Here is a 20,538-nt window from a genome sequence, read left to right as displayed (position 1 = left end):
TAATTTCTTAAAGTATTCTATTTTTCAACTAGTTAAACTCTAGATCCATTATTGAATTGTAACTGAAGTATAATAGTACAACTAAATAGCATACATACTATTTATAAGTTTTTGTTTTTTATTAACAATTAATATTTTAGTATGAAATATAGGGTTATTTTTGATAATCAGCGTTCTCAGAGCGATCGCCTAAACTCGCAGCCCAATTCACTTTTTTAGTGATTTCAGGTCGTTCATCATGCCAAAGTTTCTTTAATTCAGCGACCAATAAGTCATGGCCCGTACGGGTAATTAAGTTTGATTTCATAAGAAGAAAATACGTGAAGATAACAATCCGTTTACAAGTTTTTGCATTGTATTCCTTATTTCACCATCACTAAAGTGTATAAATTTTATTCTTTTTTAAATCATGTGTTTGTGATGTATTTATCATTTATTTCTTGCTCAAAATTTGACAATCTGTTTTTGGACGCTTATTATGCGCCCCTAAGTTAGTTTTTTGTTTGTTTTTTATACACTTTGTGAATGATGTGTAACATCTACATCATTTTCCCGATTAACCCAATGTCATTTTGAATGACGTCATGACTTGCCCACCCTTATTGAATTTATCAACTTTTAAAAGTTAAGGCATCGTTTTGCTGAACTTTTAGGGCATAAATTACCTGTAGCGGAGACAACATGCACAGTAATTCAAGTTCTGGGTCTAGGCCTAGCCTTAACTCTTTATCTTCTAAACTCCCGTTTCAAGCTTTAGCATTAGGTGTTGTAATTATTCCCTTCAATAGCTTAAGCGCAGAAAAATCTCACCAGTACAATACTGTTGTAGCAAAAAATGTTTTAACTGTGGTTGCCGTAGAAAACCCAACCATCGTATTTAAAGAAGATCAATTCTTACATGGCTTTGGTTACGATTTAGCGCGTAACTATGCACAAAGCTTAAATGTAAAACTTGATTTTAAAACAGTCCCAGACAATGCAACTGCATTGAAATGGATTGCACAAGGCAAAGCCAATTTCGCAATGACCACTTCAACAATTGCAGATATTGAAAAGAAACAATTGGTTTCATTCTCAGCAAGTTGTGGTGATCAAGCAAGTTTAAGTAGTAATGGTTTAAACCCCCAATTAAATTGGGTATTTAAGCAAGCTGATGATCCTTTAACACTTACTGCCAGTGGTTTTGTGTGCCAAAGTAAACAACTGGGTACGACCCAACAACTTGCTTCCTTTTATAATCGTAATGTGGTTAAGCCAGAGTCATGGTCTATCATTCAAAAAGACTTGAATCAGCGTTTACCTATTTATAAGGCAAGTTTTAAGCAAAGTGCTTCTAAATACAATCTAGACTGGCATTTATTGGCTGCCATTGGTTATCAGGAATCCTATCTAAAACCGACCTCTGTTTCACCAACAGGTGTACGTGGGATTATGATGCTCACCAATAACACGGCGAGAGCAATGGGTGTAACCAATCGCACTGATCCAGTACAGAGCATTCAAGGTGGTGCAAAGTATTATGACTTGATGCTGGATCAGTTTGCACATGTCCCTTATCCCGACCGTAATTGGTATGCGCTTGTAGCGTACAATATGGGACCTGGAGCAGTCGGACAAATTCAGAAGCGTATCCAAGCCCAAGGAAAAGATCCTAACCAATGGGTGAACTTATATGATTATTTACAGCGTAACCAAGCTCGAAATGGTCGTTATAAACAAGCCGTGCAATACGTAAAACGTATTCGTACCTATTTAGAACATATCAAGACCAGTAACTTGATCAATGTCTAAAGCAAAAAAAAGCTTACCAATGGGTAAGCTTTTTTTTTGCTGATCACTTAAGCAGTTTGCTCAAGTACTCTTTTAAATAAATCTTTTTGCTCTTGGCTTGGTTTTGCAGTTTGCAATGCCATTAATTGAGACATATCGCCTTGGACTTTGATTTTACCTGTCATGAATGCTTGCATTGCAGCAGCCATGTCAAACTCTAAGAATACTTTACGTAAAGTCTCAGCATCCATATTTAAAGTTGTTTTAGCATTTGAAGACAAACCTTTTTGGATCTTACCAGCATCAAGAGCTAGCTCAGTATTACCAGCTGCATCTGTTACAACTAAGTTAATCGCTAAATTCGCAAGCGCTGGTGGTAAGTTTAAATCACCTGCTTCAGCAGTAAGTTTATCGACTGTTGCAAACCAATCATCAGTTAAAAATGCAGCCATGATTATTCCTCAAATGTATTTGTTCAATTTCTTGTGTTATCTATCCAGACAACATCACATGAAGCAATTTGCTCGTGCCATGTTATAGCACGTATATTTTATTTTAGGCTATGATTTTTTGTACGTAGGATCCAAATTTTAAAAAAATTATAAAGAAAAGGCACTTAACAAAGTGCCTTTTAAAAATTTTTACATTTTAATCAGCTGCAAAACTTAAATTGACCACATCGAGACGATTTTTCAGCTCTTCAGGATCTTTGAGATCAAACTCACGCTGCCCATCTAAAGCTTCAAAATCAAATAATTCGCGGTCAGCCAATTGTGACGGTGATACGTTCTGTAAAGCACCGAAAATGCTGTGTAGACGTTTTGGATATTGCTTATCCCACTCACGCAACATATCGTTGATTATAGCGCGTTGCAGGTTTTCTTGAGAACCACACAAATTACACGGGATAATTGGGAACTTACGCATTTCTGCGTATTTAATAATATCTTTTTCTTCAACATACGCTAAAGGGCGAATTAAGATATTCTTTTTATCTGATGAAAGAAGCTTAGGCGGCATCGCCTTTAAACTCCCACCATGGAATAAATTTAAGAAAAATGTTGCCATAATGTCATCACGATGATGACCTAATGCCACCTTAGTTGCGCCAATCTCTTGTGCAAAACCATACAGCGAACCACGACGTAAACGAGAACAGACTGCACAATAGGTCTTACCTTCAGGCGTCAATCGCTTGGTAATGGTATAAGTGTCTTTTTCCAATATGTAATATGGAATATTATTTTCTTCCATATAACGTGGAAGAACATCTTCTGGGAAACCAGGTTGTTTTTGGTCAAGATTGACCGCAACAATGTCAAAATTAATCGGTGCGATGCGTTTAAACTGCAACAAAATATCAAGTAAGGTGTAGCTGTCTTTACCACCAGACACACACACCATGACTTTATCGCCATCCTCGATCATTTTATAATCACGAATTGCATGCCCCACTTGGCGACGCAGTTTTTTCAACAGGCGATAATAGGCCGAACTGGTTGGAAGTTCTGGCTTGAAATTAAATCCTTGGTTGGACTCCACTGGCGCGTACATAGACGTGATTAACTCATAAACAAAAACACTGCGAGATTTTATCTGAATTCGAAAAAAACCGCACCAAAAGAATTTTTCAATTTCTTTCTATCGTCATATTCAGATTTCATACTGGTAAAATTCTGATCAAAAATTATAAAAATTGCCTAGATTGCTTATATTTCAAACTTTTCCACAGTTTTCCACAAAAACTGTGGATAAAATTGTGGATTTCTTAGCTATTGACAAACTGTTTTGATCAGATAATAAGGCTTTTGATTAAATTGATCATTTTTTAATCAGTTATTTTAAGCATTAATAATCAATAGCTTATACAAGTCAATACTTCAATTTTAAAAAAAAATTAAATTTTTTTTTGCTGAACATTCGAACAAAATGACTTGATTTTTTGTTAGACAGCAAAATAAAAAAAATTGTATTAAAACTCCATTTTTTGCATTTTTTTGTTACACTGCGCTAAGGAATTAAAGCTCATCTATTTGTGAATATTATAACGATGAACAAAATAACGTATTTGATGACCTTCTGTTTGGGGACAATCGGTTTTTTTTATAACTCTGCACATGTTCATGCAGGGCAAACCATTTATCAATTCAAAGATACTAACGGTACAACCTTACTCACCAACAAGAAGAAAGCAGAATATAGCCATTTGAAAGTCGTTAAAGCGACTTATTATCCTGACAGTAATATTCACACCTATAGCAATTGGGGTAAAACTGAGGCCTCTGTGCTTCCCAGCTATAATCGTAATAGAAATGCTTTTGATCATCTGATTAGACAAGCAGCGCAACAACACGGTGTATCTGAAGGATTAATTAAAGCAGTCATGCATACTGAGTCGGGATTTAACGTCCGCGCGCGTTCCCCAGTAGGTGCCCAAGGCTTAATGCAATTAATGCCTGCAACCGCTCGACGATTTAATGTTAGTGATGCATATGACCCACAACAAAATATTTTTGCTGGTGCTCGCTATTTAAGCTGGTTATTAAAACGTTTTAATGGCAATACCGAACTCGCACTGGCTGGCTATAATGCGGGCGAAGGTAATGTCGATAAGTATGGTGGTATTCCACCTTTTCGTGAAACGCAAGATTATGTACGTCGCGTAACCAGCCGTTATCAAAACTTGTATGCTTCTGGTCTAGGCAGTGTGACGACGAATAATGCATTGATGGCACAATCCGTCAGTTATTCAAATGCTGACTTACCAAGTAATCTATCCACTAGCAGCCCCGCCCCAAAACAATATAACCGTCAAATTATTACACTGGCAGACGGAACATTTACAGATGCACCTGCGGGCACCTATTCGACTGCAAATGCCTCAGCATCTGCACACATACGATTGAGTGATTAAACTGTACATTAAAACAACGATACATCTTCATAATGTGTACTTATTTAGTGCATTAAAATGATTTTAAGTTGTTGTTTCTTCATTCATTCATCGTTTTAATACTGAAATACAATTCCATCCATTTTTTTCTTGAATTTTTAGGGTTCAGCCTGCATATTATGGGGATGATTTATATTTATAAATCAGATCACTTTTTCTTTATAAGAGGGTTTTCTCAATGATGCGGATTGGTTTGTTCTTGCTAACCAACCTCGCGGTACTGGTTGTAGCTGGCATTATTTTGTCACTCTTCGGTGTCGGTAGTTACCGTAGTGCGGGTGGCTTAAATCTAGGCAACCTATTAGTCTTCTGTTTTGTCTTTGGTATGGTGGGTTCATTTATTTCCCTCTTCATGTCAAAGTGGATGGCTAAAAAAACCACTGGGACTGAATTAATCGACCCGAATGCACCTCGTAATCAGGCTGAAGCGTGGTTGTTGCAAGAAGTTTCTCAATTATCTCAACGTGCAGGTATTAAAATGCCTGAAGTGGGGATCTTCCCATCTTATCAATCAAATGCATTTGCAACTGGTTGGAATAAAAATGACGCACTAGTAGCTGTTTCGACAGGTCTATTAGAACGCATGAACAAAGATGAACTTCGTGCCGTACTTGCACACGAAATCGGACACGTTGCGAACGGTGACATGGTTACACTTGCCTTGATTCAAGGTGTAGTCAATGCCTTCGTTATGTTCTTTGCGCGTGTTGCAGGTGACTTTATCGACCGTAATGTCTTTGGTCGTGAGGATGGGGAAGCACCTGGTCTTGCTTATTTCGCTATTACCATCGTATTAGATATTGTGTTTGGTATTTTAGCATCCACAATCGTAATGTGGTTCTCTCGTCAACGTGAATATCGTGCAGATGAAGCTGGTGCTCGTTTAGCAGGTAAAGATGCCATGATTTCTGCATTGCTTCGCTTACAAGCTGAGTCAGAAATGCCAGATCAAATGCCAAAAGAAATGAAAGCATTTGCAATTACGGAAGGTAAGGAACAAGGCTTTAGCTTAGCTGCTTTATTCCAAACTCACCCAAGTATTGAGCAACGTGTTGCTGCGCTCAAACAATTGAATGTTCATTAAATCAAACAGATTCAAAAACAAAGCCTCCTAGATGGAGGCTTTGTTTTTTATGAGTATCTCGCTCAATGAAAGGATTGATACCATTGCCATAAAAAACTAAATCCAGCCCATATAGCAACCACCAATAAAATAAGAATGGCAATGCCCAATAAATCAGGTATCCGCAACCAGATCCAACTCACAATAGGGTTACGCCAAAATGCTGAAGTTTTTTGCTTTTGTTCTAATGCTTCATGTAAAAAAGGATGCACCACATGGATATCACTTCGCACCTGATATTCTTCACGAATATGATCATGTACGATGTCTAAGGTCTTGCGGCTAGGACGGATAAACACATCAAAAATTGTCCCGACGATCGGGACAAAACCAACAAGCATATCCAAGATTGCCAGCTTCACCACTCCATTCAATTTATGTTGTGGAACACCAACCTCTCTCGCTTTTTTAAATGCATAGAGCGTTAAAATAAATCCTGCGATGTCACCTGCAAAGGGAATGGTACTCAACGCTGCATCAGCGCCCACCCCTTGTTTAGTAAATGGGATACGCACCAAACTATCCATAGTGTTGGCAAATTTTGCTAAATCACGCTCTACTGCAATCGCCTGCTGTTGCGTTAGTTTTTTTTGTTGGGTCATTCAGTCAGCCTAAGATACATAGTTCTATTGATGATAAATTAGCATATCAATTTTTTCGGTATATTTTGTTCTGTAATTAGAACAAAATCATCGATGCAATAAAGAGATAGATCAATACTCCCATTGCATCACAAATCGAAGTAACCAAAGGCGCAGATGCGCTAGCAGGGTCAAAACCAAATCGATTTAAAATAAAAGGCAGACTCATACCAATCAAGCATCCCATGAGTACGATTCCAACCATACTAAATGCCAAAACCAATGCAACTAATGCATCACCACGTACATAACCAAGGAGTGAAACAGCAATTGCCATCGTTCCACCTAAGCATAACGCGACTAAACTTTCTCGACCTAATAAATAAAACCAATCTCTAAATTGCACATCACCTGTTGCCAATGCTCGCACCATCAATGTTGATGACTGAGATCCTGCATTTCCCCCACTCCCAACTAAAAGTGGTAAGAAAAACACCAAAACAAGATGTTGCGCAATGACATCTTCATAATGTGCGATTCCAATACCCGATAACAGACTACCAAATACTAAAAAAACCAACCAAAAAACGCGTTTCTGATACAACTGTAAGATAGGTGCGGACTTTATACTTAGTTTAGTGGTTGCATTGACAGCCCCTACTTTTAAGAAATCTTCTGTTGCTTCTTCACTGGCAACATCCATTGCATCATCGTAAGTAATAATCCCCACCAAAGCTTGTTGTGCATCCACAATCGGTAAAGCAAGCAAATCATAACGCGCCATAATTTTAGCAATGTGGTCTTGATCATCATCAACACGCGCACTAATCACATCACGTACCATCAACTGTGCAACTCGTGTTTCTGGTTGTGCCAAAACCAATTCACGCAAAGACACAACACCGATCAGATGCCGTTGTTCATCAATAATATAAGCCTGATAAATCGTTTCCGCGTCTGGGGCATCCTTGCGTAATGCCTCTATTGCTTGAGCAACAGTAAATTCAGGTTTTAGCGTCACATAATCCGAAGACATGATCGCCCCCGCTGTGCCTTCGACATAATCTGCAAGACGGCGGATGTCTTCTCTTTCAGCTTGGGCTAATGCGGGTAATAGAGTTTCCTGTTCACTCGGATCTAAGCGTTTAAACAAGTCAGCACGATCATCGGATGGCATTTCACTTACAATCTTTGCCAGTACTTGACGAGGCATTTCTTGTGCGATCAGCATTTGCTGTTTCGCAGGGAACTCCGCAAAAATATAGGCACGTTGTGGTAAATGCTCAAGCAAATAAGCTGCATAGCTTGGGATCATTTGTTGTAATAATTCAGCCAAGTCGGCAGAGGGAACACCTTTGAGTAAAGCGAGTGCTTGATCGAGGTGATGGTTTGCAACAGTTTCGTTGAGTAGTGTGATTAATTCATTTCTTGACATGCGAATCTCCTAGCCCAAACACATTCGGCTAGGTCGCAGACATAATTAATCGTGCGCGTAAAAACCTAGCGTATTTAGGGAATATTTAAGGTAGTAAGTACTTGATCGAGACCTACAACTCTGTGTGTCCATTTTTTAGATAAACTCTCAATTGAACCGTTTATACGGCGCATGAATAATAAAGGCTTGAACCCAATGGCTCAAGCCCTATCTCTATGAAATATGTCTTATTTTGTTTCAATCTAAACGACGTTCATCAAATATGACATTTTTCGCAATTTAATGTTGAATGACCGTATTCGCTTTGAAGATGGAGCGAATCAGCACATACATTAATGGAATAAAAATAAGTACTAATATCGTACCAAATACAACACCTCCAAAAACGCTATAACCGATTGCTTGGCGGCTCAAAGCCCCGGCTCCCGTTGAAAACATTAATGGAATTACCCCTGCTCCAAAGGCAATCGATGTCATTAAAATTGGACGTAATCTTAACCCCGCAGCACGCAAAGCCGAATCCAATAAAGATTTTCCTTGCTGTTGTAAACTCGCAGCAAACTCAACCATTAAAATGGCGTTTTTACAGGACAGTCCTATGGTCGTCAGCAAAGCAATTTGGAAATAAATATCATTGGCGAAACCAAACCAATAACTAAACAAAATTGTTCCACCGATCCCTAATGGAATTGCAGCCATCACTACAGATGGTATCGACCAGCTTTCATATAAAGCAGCCAAACATAGAAAAATGAAGGCAATAGAAATCACGTATAACCAAATTGCTTGATTACTAGACTGTTGCTCTTGATAAGATAAACCACTCCATGCCAAGTCAATACCAGGCATATTATTTGCAAGTTCTGTCAAGGCTTGCATGCCTTGACCACTACTAAAGCCATTCGCGGAATCAGCTTCTAACTCTATCGAAGGATAGCCCATAAAACGTTGTAAGGATGGCGGCGCACCTTGCCAAGACACTTGACTGAACTGGGTAAATGGAATCATTTGACCTTGTGCATTTTTTACATGCCAAAAGCCCAAATCTTCTGGTTTTGAGCGATATGGTGCGTCACCTTGTAAATAAACACGCTTAATTCGGCCACGATCAATGAAGTCATTAATATAACTGCCACTCCACGCTGTCGAAATCGTTCGATTAATTTCACTCACATTTAAGTCATGCAACATCGCCGCGCGATGATCAATTTGAAGGTTTAAAACCGCCTGATCATCATTGGTTTTTTTATCTAGATTTTCAATACTCTCTAGTGCGTTACCTTGTTGTTGTAACTCTCTAAATGAGGTTAATAAATTATCCCGCCCCATTCCCTGAGTATCTTGTAGCCAAAAATCAATTTTATCGGAATTACCTAAGCCACGAATCACAGCAGGCATAACCACCATGATTCTTGCTTGATTGTTTTGTGCAAAATGTTTCATTGCCCGTGCACGAATCGCTTGTGCACTATTTTCACTTCCCTGACGTTCATCCCAATGTTTTAAAGATACAAAAGCTTGTCCAAGATTTTGCCCTGTACCTGAAAAATTACGACCATGAATCACCATAATGCCATTGAGATTATCTTTTTCCTCACTCAAAAAGTAATCTGAAATCTGCTGACCCACCACTTGGGTCTGGCTCATCGGTGTCCCTTCTGCGAGACGGAATTGTACACCTAAAAGGCCTTGATCTTCTTGTGGTAAAAAGCTGGTCGGTAATTCGCGATAAACCCAAGCAAAGGCACTGATTAACACGATAAATGAAACAATCGCCACCGACTTTACCTGAATTGCTTTTTTTGCAAGCGCTAGATAAGCAGCCCTAACCCGATCTAACCCTCGCTCAAAGCTTTGAGCCCACTTTGCTTTTTGATGCTGCTGTTTTAAAAGAATTGCGCATAAGGCTGGTGTCAAAATTAACGCAACCAATAAGGATAAAGACATCGCTGCGACTAAAGTAATCGAAAACTGACGATAAATAATGCCCGTCGCACCTGTAAAAAACGACATTGGAATAAATACGGCGGTCAACACTAAAGTGATACCAACCAATGCTCCACTGATCTCTTGCATGGATTGAATACTGGCTTGTTTAGCATCCAACTTTTGCTCATGCATGATACGTTCAACGTTTTCAACCACCACTATCGCATCATCGACGAGTAAACCAATCGCCAATACCATGGCAAATAAAGTCAAGGTGTTAATACTCATCCCTAAAACTGCGAGCACAGCAAAGGTTCCTAAAATCACAACAGGAACTGTAACCGCAGGAATCAGCGTTGCTCGCCAATTCTGTAAAAACAGGAACATCACCAAGACCACTAAAATGATCGCTTCAATCAAGGTCGCTAGTACTTGAGACATTGACTCTTTAACAAATGGCGTATCATCCCGAGGATAAACGACGATATATCCCTCGGGTAAATCCTTCTTAATTCGTTCTACTTCTTGATAAATAAGATCAGCCGTTTGCATCACGTTGGCACCCACAGCTAACGATACCGATAATCCAGAAGCTGGGTAGCCATTTAAACGGTTAAACACTTGATAGTTTTCTGCCCCCACTTCAATACGTGCAATATCTTTTAAGTAAACTAAACTGCCATCTCCATGGGCTTTTATAATAATTTGTTCAAATTGCTCAGGTGTTTGTAACAAGGAGCCTGAAGTCACTCTTGCATTTAAATATTGATCTTCGGTACTAGGGAGCTGTCCAATAGCCCCAGCAGCCACTTGCGCATTTTGACTTTCTAAAGCTGTTCTAACTTCACTGACACTTAGTTGGTATTGTTGTAACTTTTTTGGATCTAACCAAATTCTCATCGCATATTGTGAACCAAACACACTGATTTCGCCCACCCCTTCAATACGACTCAAATTTAGTTCAAAATGATTGGTTAAATAGTCTGAAATATCAATATTGGTAGAACGACCAGATGAATCCGCCAATCCAATTACCATAAATGAATCACTAAGAGATTTTCGAACAGTTACCCCTTGTCGTTGTACATCTTCTGGTAGACGGTTAATGGCACCATTAATTGCGTTTTGCACTTGAACCTGTGCTTGATCTGGATCAGTACCTTGTGCAAAAAACAGACTGATCCGGCTATTACCGCTAGCGTCACTACTAGAACTAAAATAAAGTAAGTGATCAATCCCTTTAATTTGTTGTTCTAATACTTGGGTAACACTATCTTCTACAGCTTGTGCATCTGCACCACTATAACTCGTTGCGACAGTGATACGTGGTGGCGCAATATCTGGATATCGCTCTACCGGTAAGTTTAATACCGCGAGTAAACCAACAGCCATGACGATAATTGCTAAAACACCAGCAAAGATGGGACGATGAATAAAAAACTTAGATAACATGGCTGTTCATTCCGTTCCAGAAACAGTCAATTTTTCAAAAAGATAGGTGGAAGATCAATCAAAGTAAGTACAGATTTTAAGCTTGATCATCTCTAAGTCATTCTCAAAATACCATCCCTATTAACATATCATTTCAAAAAGTGCTAATTAAGGAGGAATCGTGGATTTTTACGATTTAATATCGACCAAATCTCCATCGATTTGCTACAGATTATTTTGACTAAAAAGTATTTAATTTAAATCGCTTTGCTATCAATTACTTCATAAATACAGATTGACAGCCACGTAAGTAAATCAGATAGTAGCACGCTTATTGCCACCCCCTATTTTATTCGTCATTTATGAAAACCACGCTGCAAAACTTTAATATTCTTCTATTAATTTTGCTGCCAGCATTAATTACTGGTGGTTTATTAATTTTTTCTGGCAATTTATCTGACGGATTGAGACTTGGTTTTTTATCATTACCAGGCGTTATTTTCCTAGTTCTTGCAGCAACACAACGCAAATTTTATTGGTATCTTCTTTCTATCCTTTGGTGGTTTATTTTCTGGTTCGATTCGTTGCTTCGCTCAAGCACATGGATCTTGTTCAGCAGTGATAATGAAGCTTATTTTATTATTGAGGCGATTGCGAATACCAGTTATGCAGAAACGTGGGAGTTTTTCCAGCTTCATATGCTCACCATTCTATCGGTATTGTTTGGTCTCATCGCATTGACAGTTGGATATAACATTGCGGCATTTAAATACTTAAAAGAAAATAGCTTTAAACAACTTTGGAATAGTCGGTTCTATCGTATTGGTATCATTTTTTTGGTGCTATTAACCTTAACCAGTTATCTCATGAAGCCTTCTCGCAAAGTACATCCCGTTGTATTTTGGACGAATTATCATGAGAAAATTCAAGATTTCCGAGATCGAATCAAACAACATAAGAATGTACATCAACAATGGGATCAAAGTGCACAACAGAACCTGATTATTCAAGATCCAAGCAAACTAAAACAAACCCATGTTTTAGTACTTTCAGAAAGTATCACGAGTCTTGATTTAGGTCTTTGTGGTTATAGCAGAGACACTACGCCAGAACTTAACAAACGAATAGATCAACTTAAAGTCTTCTGTAATGCTTTTTCACCATCGCCTTCGACGATTAATGCTTTGCGTGTGTTACTGACCGAAAGCCCAGCAGCAGAATATAAAACATATTCACCCGAAAGTATCTTGGCTTACGCACGAGCAGCTGGTTATAAAATTTACTGGATCAGTAATCAAGATGATATTTATCTTTCATCTTTATTCGGTGCTTATGCGGATAAAGCCATCTATAAAAACACCCGCTCAGGTCGTAGTAGCACATCTTTAGATGAAAAATTAATCCCTGCTTATGAACAAGCTTTGGCTGATCCTGAACCTAAAAAACTAATTATTCTGCATATGATTGGCACACATCCAAACTATCAAGAACGTTATCCAATTACGTTTAATAAATTTAATAGTAATAGTAATGATGCTGTAGAAATGTTACTCAAGAAAAATGATATTGATCCGTGGATTCGTTCAATGCGCAATCATTATGACAATGCCACTTTATATCAAGATACTTTATTGGCTCAGTTCTTTGATGCCTTAACCACTCAAAAGGATCTAGATCAACGTTCATTTACCGTGGTATCCGATCATGGCAATGAAGTAGGTCACGAGTTAGACTATGCAGGACATAGTCCAAATACTAAAGCAGGTTATCAAGTGCCTGTCATCATGTGGTATGACCATATGCCATCTGTTGGCGTCGATCTCACTACAACTTTAAATACGGCTGAACTAGACAATAATCTGATGAAGATCATGGGTCTGAAGGACAAATATGCGCCGCCTCAATCTTATTGGTTTGATTCCAACTATCACTTTAACCCTGAAGTAAATTGGCCCTACTGGCAAAAGAAGCATTAAGTATCATCGATCTGAGTAGAGCCTAGTGATACTCACAAATACTCTTGATTGATCATTTTTAACAAATGATAAAGCTTGTTGCTTACCCAGCAAGCTTTACACCACAATTTTCTTTTTATTTTCACAAAATAATCATCAAACTGTCATCCATTTGATAAATTTTATTTGCAAACTAATACAATTAATAAAAGCACATGAGTTTTACGATGTTAAAGAAATCCGTTCTTAGTCTCTGCCTTTTTACGCTTGTTGGTTGCAACAACGATAACAACGATCAATCAAATACGAGCAAAACAGAATATCAGCTCCCCCAGATTTTAGTGGTTGGGCATCGAGGCGCGAGTGCACTTCGTCCTGAACATACATTAGAAGCATATCAAAAGGCCATTGATGATGGCGCAGACTTCATCGAACCAGATTTGGTTTCGACTAAAGATGGCGTTTTGGTCGCTCGTCATGAAAACGAAATTAGTGGAACAACGAATGTTGCCAGTCTTCCAGAGTTTGCAAATCGAAAAACAGAAAAAGTGATTGACGGTGTCCGCTATGAAGGCTGGTTCACTGAAGATTTTACCTTGCAAGAATTACAACAACTCAAAGCACGCGAACGTATCCCACAATATCGACCGGCGAATCAACAATATAATGATTTATATACAGTACCGACATTAGAACAAATTATTGAATTGACGGAAGCACACTATAAAAAGACAGGTAAAATTATTGGTCTTTATATTGAAACTAAACACCCAACGTTCTTTCAACAACAAAACCTTGCTATGGAAGATACACTACTTAAAACCCTAGCAAAATATCGCTACACAAGAGATATCGCACCAGTTTATTTGCAGTCGTTTGAAGTGGGAAATCTTAAATATTTAAAACAACAGCTCGACCAACATAAAAGCATCAAACATGCACAACTCATTCAACTCTATGATGAAAAAACAACAAAACCCGCGGATTATGTGGTGCAAAATATTAAAATAACTTATGCAGATATGGCCACCGCTGAAGGTTTAAAAGAGGTTGCAACTTATGCAAATGGTGTTGGCCCTTGGAAGCCATATATTTTTGAAGATGAGGAAATGACCAAAACCACATCGTTTATCACTGATGCTCATCAAGTTGGCTTAAAAGTTCATCCATATACTTTCCGTCCAGAAAATTATTATATGCCCGATACGTTAAAGTGTGCGGATAAAGAAAATGTTTCTGAACGCTGCCCAGATAGTGCGATTAAAGAAATGCAGTTATATTTTAAGGCAGGGGTAGATGGTATTTTTGCTGATGATCCAGCTATTGCCCGTCAAGCAGTCCAAAATTATTTAAGTCAAAGCAAATAAGTTTTATCATTGGTGGGGAGAACCACATGGTGCTCCCCTACACTGTCATTTAATTTTTTAACTGTTTTTGTCGAACTTGTTGCCATTGCCACCAACCATAAGTTGCCAAACCAACAAAAGCTGCATAAAGCCCTGCCGTCAATAATAACTCTTTGTAGAGAAACATTCCCACATAGACAATATCGATGATGATCCAAAGTAACCAAGTAGCAATATACTTTTGGCTGGTCCAATAGGTTGCAAGTAAACTAAAGGCTGCAAGTTGAGAATCCAGCATAGGGAGTGAAGCATCGGTACAATACTTCAAAACCATGCCAAAAATTAGACCACCAGTTGCAGCTAAACATATTTGGGCCAATGCACTCGTTCGATTGATCGGCTCAATCCGAATCTCATGATCTTGACGCTGACCTTTTAACCAATAATAAAAACCATAGAAATTAAACACGATAAAGAAAAATTGTAAGATGGTTTCACCATACAATTTATAGGTGAAAAAAAGGTAAGCATATAATGAACAAGCTAAAATATTGAACCACCAACACAACATATTCCGTTGTATGGTTAATGTTACTCCTATCACGCTAATGATGACGGCAATAATTTCTAATGCAGACAAAAGATAACTTCTTTGAATATTCGATCGTGACATTATGAAAAAATCCTAGATTTAAGCAACAGCTAAATCTCAAAATGCCACACTGATTGTTTTTCTGTTCCTTCGTTTTTATCTAGAATGATTTATTAACTTTTTATATTTTAGTTAAGGGTCGAAATAGAATTGTAGAAAGCATTTTAATTTTTAGAGTGGCTATTTATTCAGCAGCGGTTGTGTTATAAAAATACATAACTATTTTTTATGATCTATCAATGTTCACACTACAAGTTTCCTCAACTCGCACAAATCACATCGTTGATTGCACTCACGTCAGTGCCGCATGGCGACGTGTCTGCATTTTATTGCGAGGAGACTTTATCCATCGATTTCATCTCATGAATATCTATAAATAGAACATCATATGAAATGACAAGGTCACCTCAAACGTGGCCTTTTTTGTTGCCTAAAAATCAAGATGACGTTGTCATCACTGGAGTTTACCCATGTCTCAACTACATGAAAAAAGTTTACTGCCCACCACACAGATACAGCCGACTGTTGTGTCTACATACCCTCGCCTCGCAACAGTCGGTCAATTTATTGCAGTCACTCTGATTTGGTCATTTACCCCCTTAGCGGCGGTATGGACAGTCAATGAACTGCATTGGGCGTGGGGCTTATTTCTACGATTTAGTCTCGCCATTCCTTTAGTTTACATCTGCTTGTTATATTTCAAACTAAAGCTAACATGCAATGCAAAAGCTTTACTTAGCTATGCTGCTGGTGCAATTGGATTATTTGGGTCTATGGCGTTTTGCTATCTGGGCGCAACACGCGTACCTTCGAGTATGATTTCAATCATCTATGCAACGGCTCCACTATGGTCGGGATTAATCGCAGTATTTATTTTAAAACAAGAACGTTTTTTAATCCTGCAATGGGTTGGTCTGCTGTTAGCCATCTTTGGTCTCGTACTGACACTCGGTTTGGCAACTGAAGAAATTCAACTGGATATGCTTGGTGTTGCTTACCAAATTATTGCTGTTTTGCTGTATGTACTGTCCATGTTTGCAGTAAACAAAATTAAAGCCGAAATACATCCAATCGTACAAACGGCTGGATCTACTTTAGTGTCATGGTTAGGTTATCTCGGTCTTATCGCTTTTTTTTACACTGAAGCACCAACACAGTTACCGAACTTACAAACATCGTTAGCTTTAATATATAGTGCTTTGTTTTCCTCTGTTCTTGCGATGATGTTTTATTTTCATTTGATACAGAAGCTCAAACCCACAACAGTAATGCTCACCACAATTTTAACCCCAGCTTTGGCAACACTCTGGGGAATAACGCTAAATCAGGAACCTTTTAGCTCGCACTTATTTATGGGTTTGGTTTGCTTAGCAATCGGGTTAATCATGTATGTCTATCCCAAACAATGGTCTAGATAAGATATAAAAACTGCTGAGTCTGATAAATGATCAGAACATTTGTATTATATTATGCAATGACTCACGGAAAGGAACTGAAATGATGCTTAAACAGATCAGTTCCTTTTGATTTATAGCGTGACTTCCCAAAGATTTATTCAAGGATGAAAAATCGATGCGTACTTACGTTTTGTGGTTTATTTTAAGTTTTGCTTTGGTTTTACAAGGCTGTGCTTATCATACCCATCAATCTGCCTTGCATCCACAGAAAACAGCCGTTTTAAAACAACGCTTTTATCAAGCTAAAACAATCACTGCCGACGGCACGGTGCTGGCATTTACGGTATACCAGCCTAAGTTAGAGGCCAATCAAACAGCACCGTTGCTATTGCATACGCATGGTTTCGGTTTAACGCGCATGAAACGTCCTGAGCTGAGCTTATACGGTTTTTTATTACCCACTGGACAAGTCGCCAAATCGGCATGGAAACAAGGCTATTGGGTCATCAGTTACGACCAACGTGGTCATGGTAATAGCCAAGGAAAAATCCGTCTAACTGATCCTGAAAAAGAAGCTCAAGACATCATTACCATCATGGACTGGGCAGAAAAGAATTTACCTCAGTTAGCAATCAATCAAAACGGCGTGCGTACGGGCATGATCGGTGAATCCTATGCTGGTGGCGTACAATATCTAGCCTCAGCCTTGGATCCGCGCTTGCAAGCGATTGTTCCTATTACGACGTGGTACGACATTGTAAACAGTCTGGCCCCAAATGGCGTCCCTAAAAGTAACTGGATCAGTTTTCTAAACTTAATTGGGGATTGGTGGAATTGGAATAAATTTGATCCAGAACTCAAACAGGCCTATAGATCCACTCAACAAGGACAACTAGATCCTTCTTCTTACCACTTCTTACAACGACATCAGGCAAAATGGTTTTGCGAACACAATCAAAAACCACAGGCCAATGCATTGATTATTCAAGGTTTTAGGGATGTATTATTTCCATTTAATGAAGGTGTAAAAGCAGCAAAATGTATTAAAAATGCGCAAAAAGATGTGCATCTGATCGGTGTTGAAGGCGGACATTTACAACCTTTTGCACAAAGTTCACCATCAGGTCAAACACCGTTTTGGTATATTGGCAAAACAGTACAATGTGGCAATAAGCAGAAATATAATTTACAAGACACGATCCTTGCTTGGTTGAATCATCAGCTCAAAGATCGAAGTGAAAAACCAAATCTCGATGAACTGTGTGTGGATAACAGTCCAGTCCGTTCTTTGCAAGATCTAATGGCAAATACAGCATATACAATCACACCAACAAAAATTACTGCAACAAAAACCCAAGCCGTATTTGTACCTATTCAAATTGCTGAACATGCACAATATATTACAGGTAACCCATTATTAAAATTAAAAGTTGAAGCTGAGGAAAGTACATCACCTACCCTATTTATTTCTCTTGCCATCAAATCTAAACAAACGGGCAAATATCAAATTGTGAATGAACAAACCACACCATTTAACCTTGATAAAAAGCATCAATACGACCAGATTGTGTTGGGTTCAGCTCAACACGGAGTAACCCAAGATATTGAACTATCAAGTATCAATACAAGATTAGAGGTCGGTGACACTTTAGGATTATTCATAAATACTGAAAGTATCTATTATAAAAGAATTAAACAGCCAAAATTTGAAGTGGGGATTTCAGGAGAAATCATTTTACCAAAACTTTGGTCGATAGAAAATTCAGTACAATAATGACTTAGCCAAGTCGTCGAGAGTGGTTTATCACCACTCTCGATTGGCAATTAATTCTTCCATTTCAATTTCTAAATGCCCAACATCTTGCACCACCATCATCATAGCTTCAGCAATATAATCCGCTGCCGTATCATCCAAACTCGAGTCTAGATCTTCAAATTGCGGCTTCATTTCATTAATTTCAATCATGGTTTGATGAGCAAAACGATAGATTTCAGACTCAGATAAATCTGTGCGCCCCACTTTTTTTGCAAACTGTTGAATATGTTGTTTGACTTCCGCAACCAAAATATCGGGATAATATTCGTCGTCAAACATCGGGAGAAGTAAATTTTCAAACATAAAAAATCATATGCCAATAAAACGCCTTGCTTATAACATACTCCAGCATAAATCACGATATTTAGGCATAAAAAAAGCGGTCTTTCCGACCGCCTTCTATAAATAAATACTAATCTTTGTTTACACTTAAACTCTTAGCGATTTTAGCAAGTTCAATAAACTCTTCTCTCATCTGATAAGGATCTGGTTTTGACGATTGTTGCGCCAACTGAATAATTTGATCCCACCCCATTGAACCATTATATTGTCCACCTTTTAATTGTTGAGCATACGCTGCTACAGCTACGGCAAAGCGAGTATCGCCATGCGCTTGAGCAAGTGTTTTACTCCCCACTTTTATTGGCTGATTCAACAAAATACTCTTTTCTTGATTCGGCAACTTATAACGTAGATTCACAAAGGCATATTCGGATTTTTTCGTACTGTCCATTTTAACTGAGGTTTGATAACGTGAATCATTGAGCCAACCTTGCTGCCCGACAGGAATGATTTCATATAGTGCTGTGACATTATGTCCAGCCCCAATATCTCCCGCATCAACCTGATCATTATTAAAATCTTCTTGCTTCAACATTCGATTTTCATAACCCACTAAACGATATTCTTTTACGGTCGCAGGGTTAAACTCCACTTGAATTTTGACATCTTGTGCAACAGTGGCAAGCGTAGAAGAAAGTTGCCGTTGTACCACTTTCTTTGCTTCATTTTTATTATCAATATAGCTGTAGTTCCCATCTCCGGCATCGGCTAGTTGTTCCATGAGCTGTTCATTATAATTGCCCGTGCCAAAACCCAATGTCGTTAGAGAAATCCCACTTTTACGTTTTTCAGCGACCATCCCTTTCAGGGTACTGAAATCAGTAATACCAACATTAAAATCACCATCTGTCGCCAATAAAATTCGATTAATTCCATTTTTGACAAAAGCTTTTTCAGCCTGTTTATATGCCAATTGAATTGCTTGTTCACCTGCTGTTGCTCCACCAGCACGTAAACCGTTAATCACAGCCAAGATCTTTTCTTTTTGTTCGCCAGACGTCGGTTCAAGTACCAACTTTTCACCACTTGCATAGGTAATGATCGTGACTTTATCTTGTGCTCTTAATTGTTCAGTCAATATTCGCAAAGTTTGTTTCACTAAGGGTAATTTATCTGCAGCACTCATACTGCCAGAAACATCCACCAAAAAAACCAAATTCGCAGGTGGTAATTGTTGAAGTGCAAGATCTTTTGCTTGAATACCAATTCGAATCAGTTTTGCATTTTCTTTCCAAGGGGAATCAACAGTCTCGGTGGTGACAGAAAATGGATGTACACCATTTGGCTGTGGATATTGATAATCAAAATAATTAATCATCTCTTCAATTCGTACCGCATCAACAGGTGGTAATCGACCATCGTTTAAGAATCGACGCGTATTGGTGTAACTTCCAGTATCGACATCAATACTAAAGGTTGAAATTGCTTGGTCTGCAACACGATGGACTGGATTCACCTCATTTTTTTGATATTTTTCGGTGTTTTGTTCCAATTGTAGTCTTTCTGGACTTGGTCGTATCCCAACATATGATGCCGGTACAATCATTTTACGTGCGTTATCTACTGCTCGACTTGGTGCTGGCATTGCTAATTCAGCCACAACAACTCCACGCTCTTTGGCAGGGTTACTACATGCCATCAGCATACAACTAAGTACGGTGAAGCTGAATATTCTTTTCTTTTGGCGCATCTGATAATCCCTAAGTTTTATTTTGTCTTTTCAAATAAATGGTTTTATACACATTATTGTATGCAAAAAAATAAAGATACATCGTATTCGAATGTATCTTTATCTTCATCATTTCTCT

At 38.4% G+C, this 20,538-nt stretch carries 15 protein-coding genes and 1 pseudogene; 7 read left to right on the top strand and 9 right to left on the bottom strand.

Annotated features, from left to right (window positions below; all coding sequences use genetic code 11):
• Positions 1-160 precede the first annotated feature (160 nt).
• Positions 161-307, bottom strand: a pseudogene (locus tag F927_RS16865) (transcription elongation factor GreB); the annotation flags it as partial.
• Between the two features lie 374 nt (positions 308-681).
• Here F927_RS16865 and F927_RS10155 point away from each other — a divergent pair.
• Positions 682-1,791 carry an MltF family protein gene (locus tag F927_RS10155; protein ID WP_005084391.1) on the top strand — a complete coding sequence of 370 codons (1,110 nt, stop codon included), beginning with the start codon at positions 682-684 and terminating at the stop codon, positions 1,789-1,791.
• A 47-nt stretch (positions 1,792-1,838) separates the two neighbouring features.
• Here F927_RS10155 and F927_RS10150 read toward each other — a convergent pair whose 3' ends face one another.
• Positions 1,839-2,222: an SCP2 sterol-binding domain-containing protein gene (locus tag F927_RS10150; RefSeq protein ID WP_004640249.1), complete on the bottom strand. Its 384-nt coding sequence runs from the start codon at positions 2,220-2,222 to the stop codon at positions 1,839-1,841.
• Positions 2,223-2,418: 196 nt separating this feature from the next.
• Positions 2,419-3,324: a tRNA 2-thiocytidine(32) synthetase TtcA gene (ttcA, locus tag F927_RS10145; protein WP_004640251.1), complete on the bottom strand. Its 906-nt coding sequence runs from the start codon at positions 3,322-3,324 to the stop codon at positions 2,419-2,421.
• A 496-nt stretch (positions 3,325-3,820) separates the two neighbouring features.
• Here ttcA and F927_RS10140 point away from each other — a divergent pair, with 496 nt between their 5' ends.
• Together F927_RS10140 and htpX are read left to right on the top strand one after the other, a co-directional pair.
• Positions 3,821-4,684 carry a lytic transglycosylase domain-containing protein gene (locus F927_RS10140; RefSeq protein ID WP_004640252.1) on the top strand — a complete coding sequence of 288 codons (864 nt, stop codon included), beginning with the start codon at positions 3,821-3,823 and terminating at the stop codon, positions 4,682-4,684.
• A 217-nt stretch (positions 4,685-4,901) separates the two neighbouring features.
• Complete coding sequence (htpX, locus tag F927_RS10135; RefSeq protein WP_004640254.1) at positions 4,902-5,807, top strand: protease HtpX; 906 nt, start codon at positions 4,902-4,904, stop codon at positions 5,805-5,807.
• A gap of 62 nt (positions 5,808-5,869) precedes the next feature.
• Here the strand turns inward: htpX and F927_RS10130 are convergent, their stop codons facing one another.
• The 3 genes from F927_RS10130 to F927_RS10120 all read right to left on the bottom strand — a co-directional run bounded on the left by F927_RS10130 (position 5,870) and on the right by F927_RS10120 (position 11,243).
• Complete coding sequence (locus F927_RS10130; RefSeq protein ID WP_005084386.1) at positions 5,870-6,448, bottom strand: DUF4112 domain-containing protein; 579 nt, start codon at positions 6,446-6,448, stop codon at positions 5,870-5,872.
• 76 nt (positions 6,449-6,524) lie between these two features.
• The gene (mgtE, locus tag F927_RS10125) at positions 6,525-7,862 is read right to left on the bottom strand and encodes a magnesium transporter (protein ID WP_004640257.1); all 1,338 of its coding nucleotides are present in this window, start codon (positions 7,860-7,862) and stop codon (positions 6,525-6,527) included.
• Between the two features lie 279 nt (positions 7,863-8,141).
• Positions 8,142-11,243, bottom strand: coding sequence for an efflux RND transporter permease subunit (locus tag F927_RS10120; RefSeq protein ID WP_005084384.1), 3,102 nt, complete (start codon positions 11,241-11,243; stop codon positions 8,142-8,144).
• 341 nt (positions 11,244-11,584) lie between these two features.
• Between F927_RS10120 and F927_RS10115 the strand changes: the two genes are divergently transcribed.
• Both F927_RS10115 and F927_RS10110 read left to right on the top strand, forming a co-directional pair.
• The gene (locus tag F927_RS10115; RefSeq protein ID WP_005084382.1) at positions 11,585-13,198 is read left to right on the top strand and encodes a phosphoethanolamine transferase; all 1,614 of its coding nucleotides are present in this window, start codon (positions 11,585-11,587) and stop codon (positions 13,196-13,198) included.
• Between the two features lie 206 nt (positions 13,199-13,404).
• Entirely contained in the window at positions 13,405-14,544 is a 1,140-nt protein-coding gene (locus F927_RS10110) for a glycerophosphodiester phosphodiesterase (protein WP_005084380.1), read from the top strand.
• Between the two features lie 49 nt (positions 14,545-14,593).
• Here the strand turns inward: F927_RS10110 and pnuC are convergent, their stop codons facing one another.
• Complete coding sequence (gene pnuC, locus F927_RS10105) at positions 14,594-15,196, bottom strand: nicotinamide riboside transporter PnuC (protein ID WP_005084378.1); 603 nt, start codon at positions 15,194-15,196, stop codon at positions 14,594-14,596.
• Between the two features lie 449 nt (positions 15,197-15,645).
• Here pnuC and F927_RS10100 point away from each other — a divergent pair, with 449 nt between their 5' ends.
• Together F927_RS10100 and F927_RS10095 are read left to right on the top strand one after the other, a co-directional pair.
• Positions 15,646-16,593, top strand: a complete 948-nt coding sequence (locus F927_RS10100; protein WP_005084376.1) for a DMT family transporter — start codon at positions 15,646-15,648, stop codon at positions 16,591-16,593.
• A 154-nt stretch (positions 16,594-16,747) separates the two neighbouring features.
• Complete coding sequence (locus tag F927_RS10095) at positions 16,748-18,346, top strand: alpha/beta hydrolase family protein (protein ID WP_005084373.1); 1,599 nt, start codon at positions 16,748-16,750, stop codon at positions 18,344-18,346.
• A 30-nt stretch (positions 18,347-18,376) separates the two neighbouring features.
• Here the strand turns inward: F927_RS10095 and F927_RS10090 are convergent, their stop codons facing one another.
• Together F927_RS10090 and F927_RS10085 are read right to left on the bottom strand one after the other, a co-directional pair.
• Positions 18,377-18,691: a DUF5713 family protein gene (locus tag F927_RS10090; RefSeq protein ID WP_005084371.1), complete on the bottom strand. Its 315-nt coding sequence runs from the start codon at positions 18,689-18,691 to the stop codon at positions 18,377-18,379.
• 109 nt (positions 18,692-18,800) lie between these two features.
• Entirely contained in the window at positions 18,801-20,420 is a 1,620-nt protein-coding gene (locus F927_RS10085) for a vWA domain-containing protein (protein ID WP_005084369.1), read from the bottom strand.
• Between the last annotated feature and the right edge of the window lie 118 nt (positions 20,421-20,538).

This window comes from Acinetobacter haemolyticus CIP 64.3 = MTCC 9819 (genome assembly GCF_000369065.1).
Taxonomy (GTDB): domain Bacteria; phylum Pseudomonadota; class Gammaproteobacteria; order Pseudomonadales; family Moraxellaceae; genus Acinetobacter; species Acinetobacter haemolyticus.
This window is presented reverse-complemented; position numbering and strand designations above follow the sequence as displayed.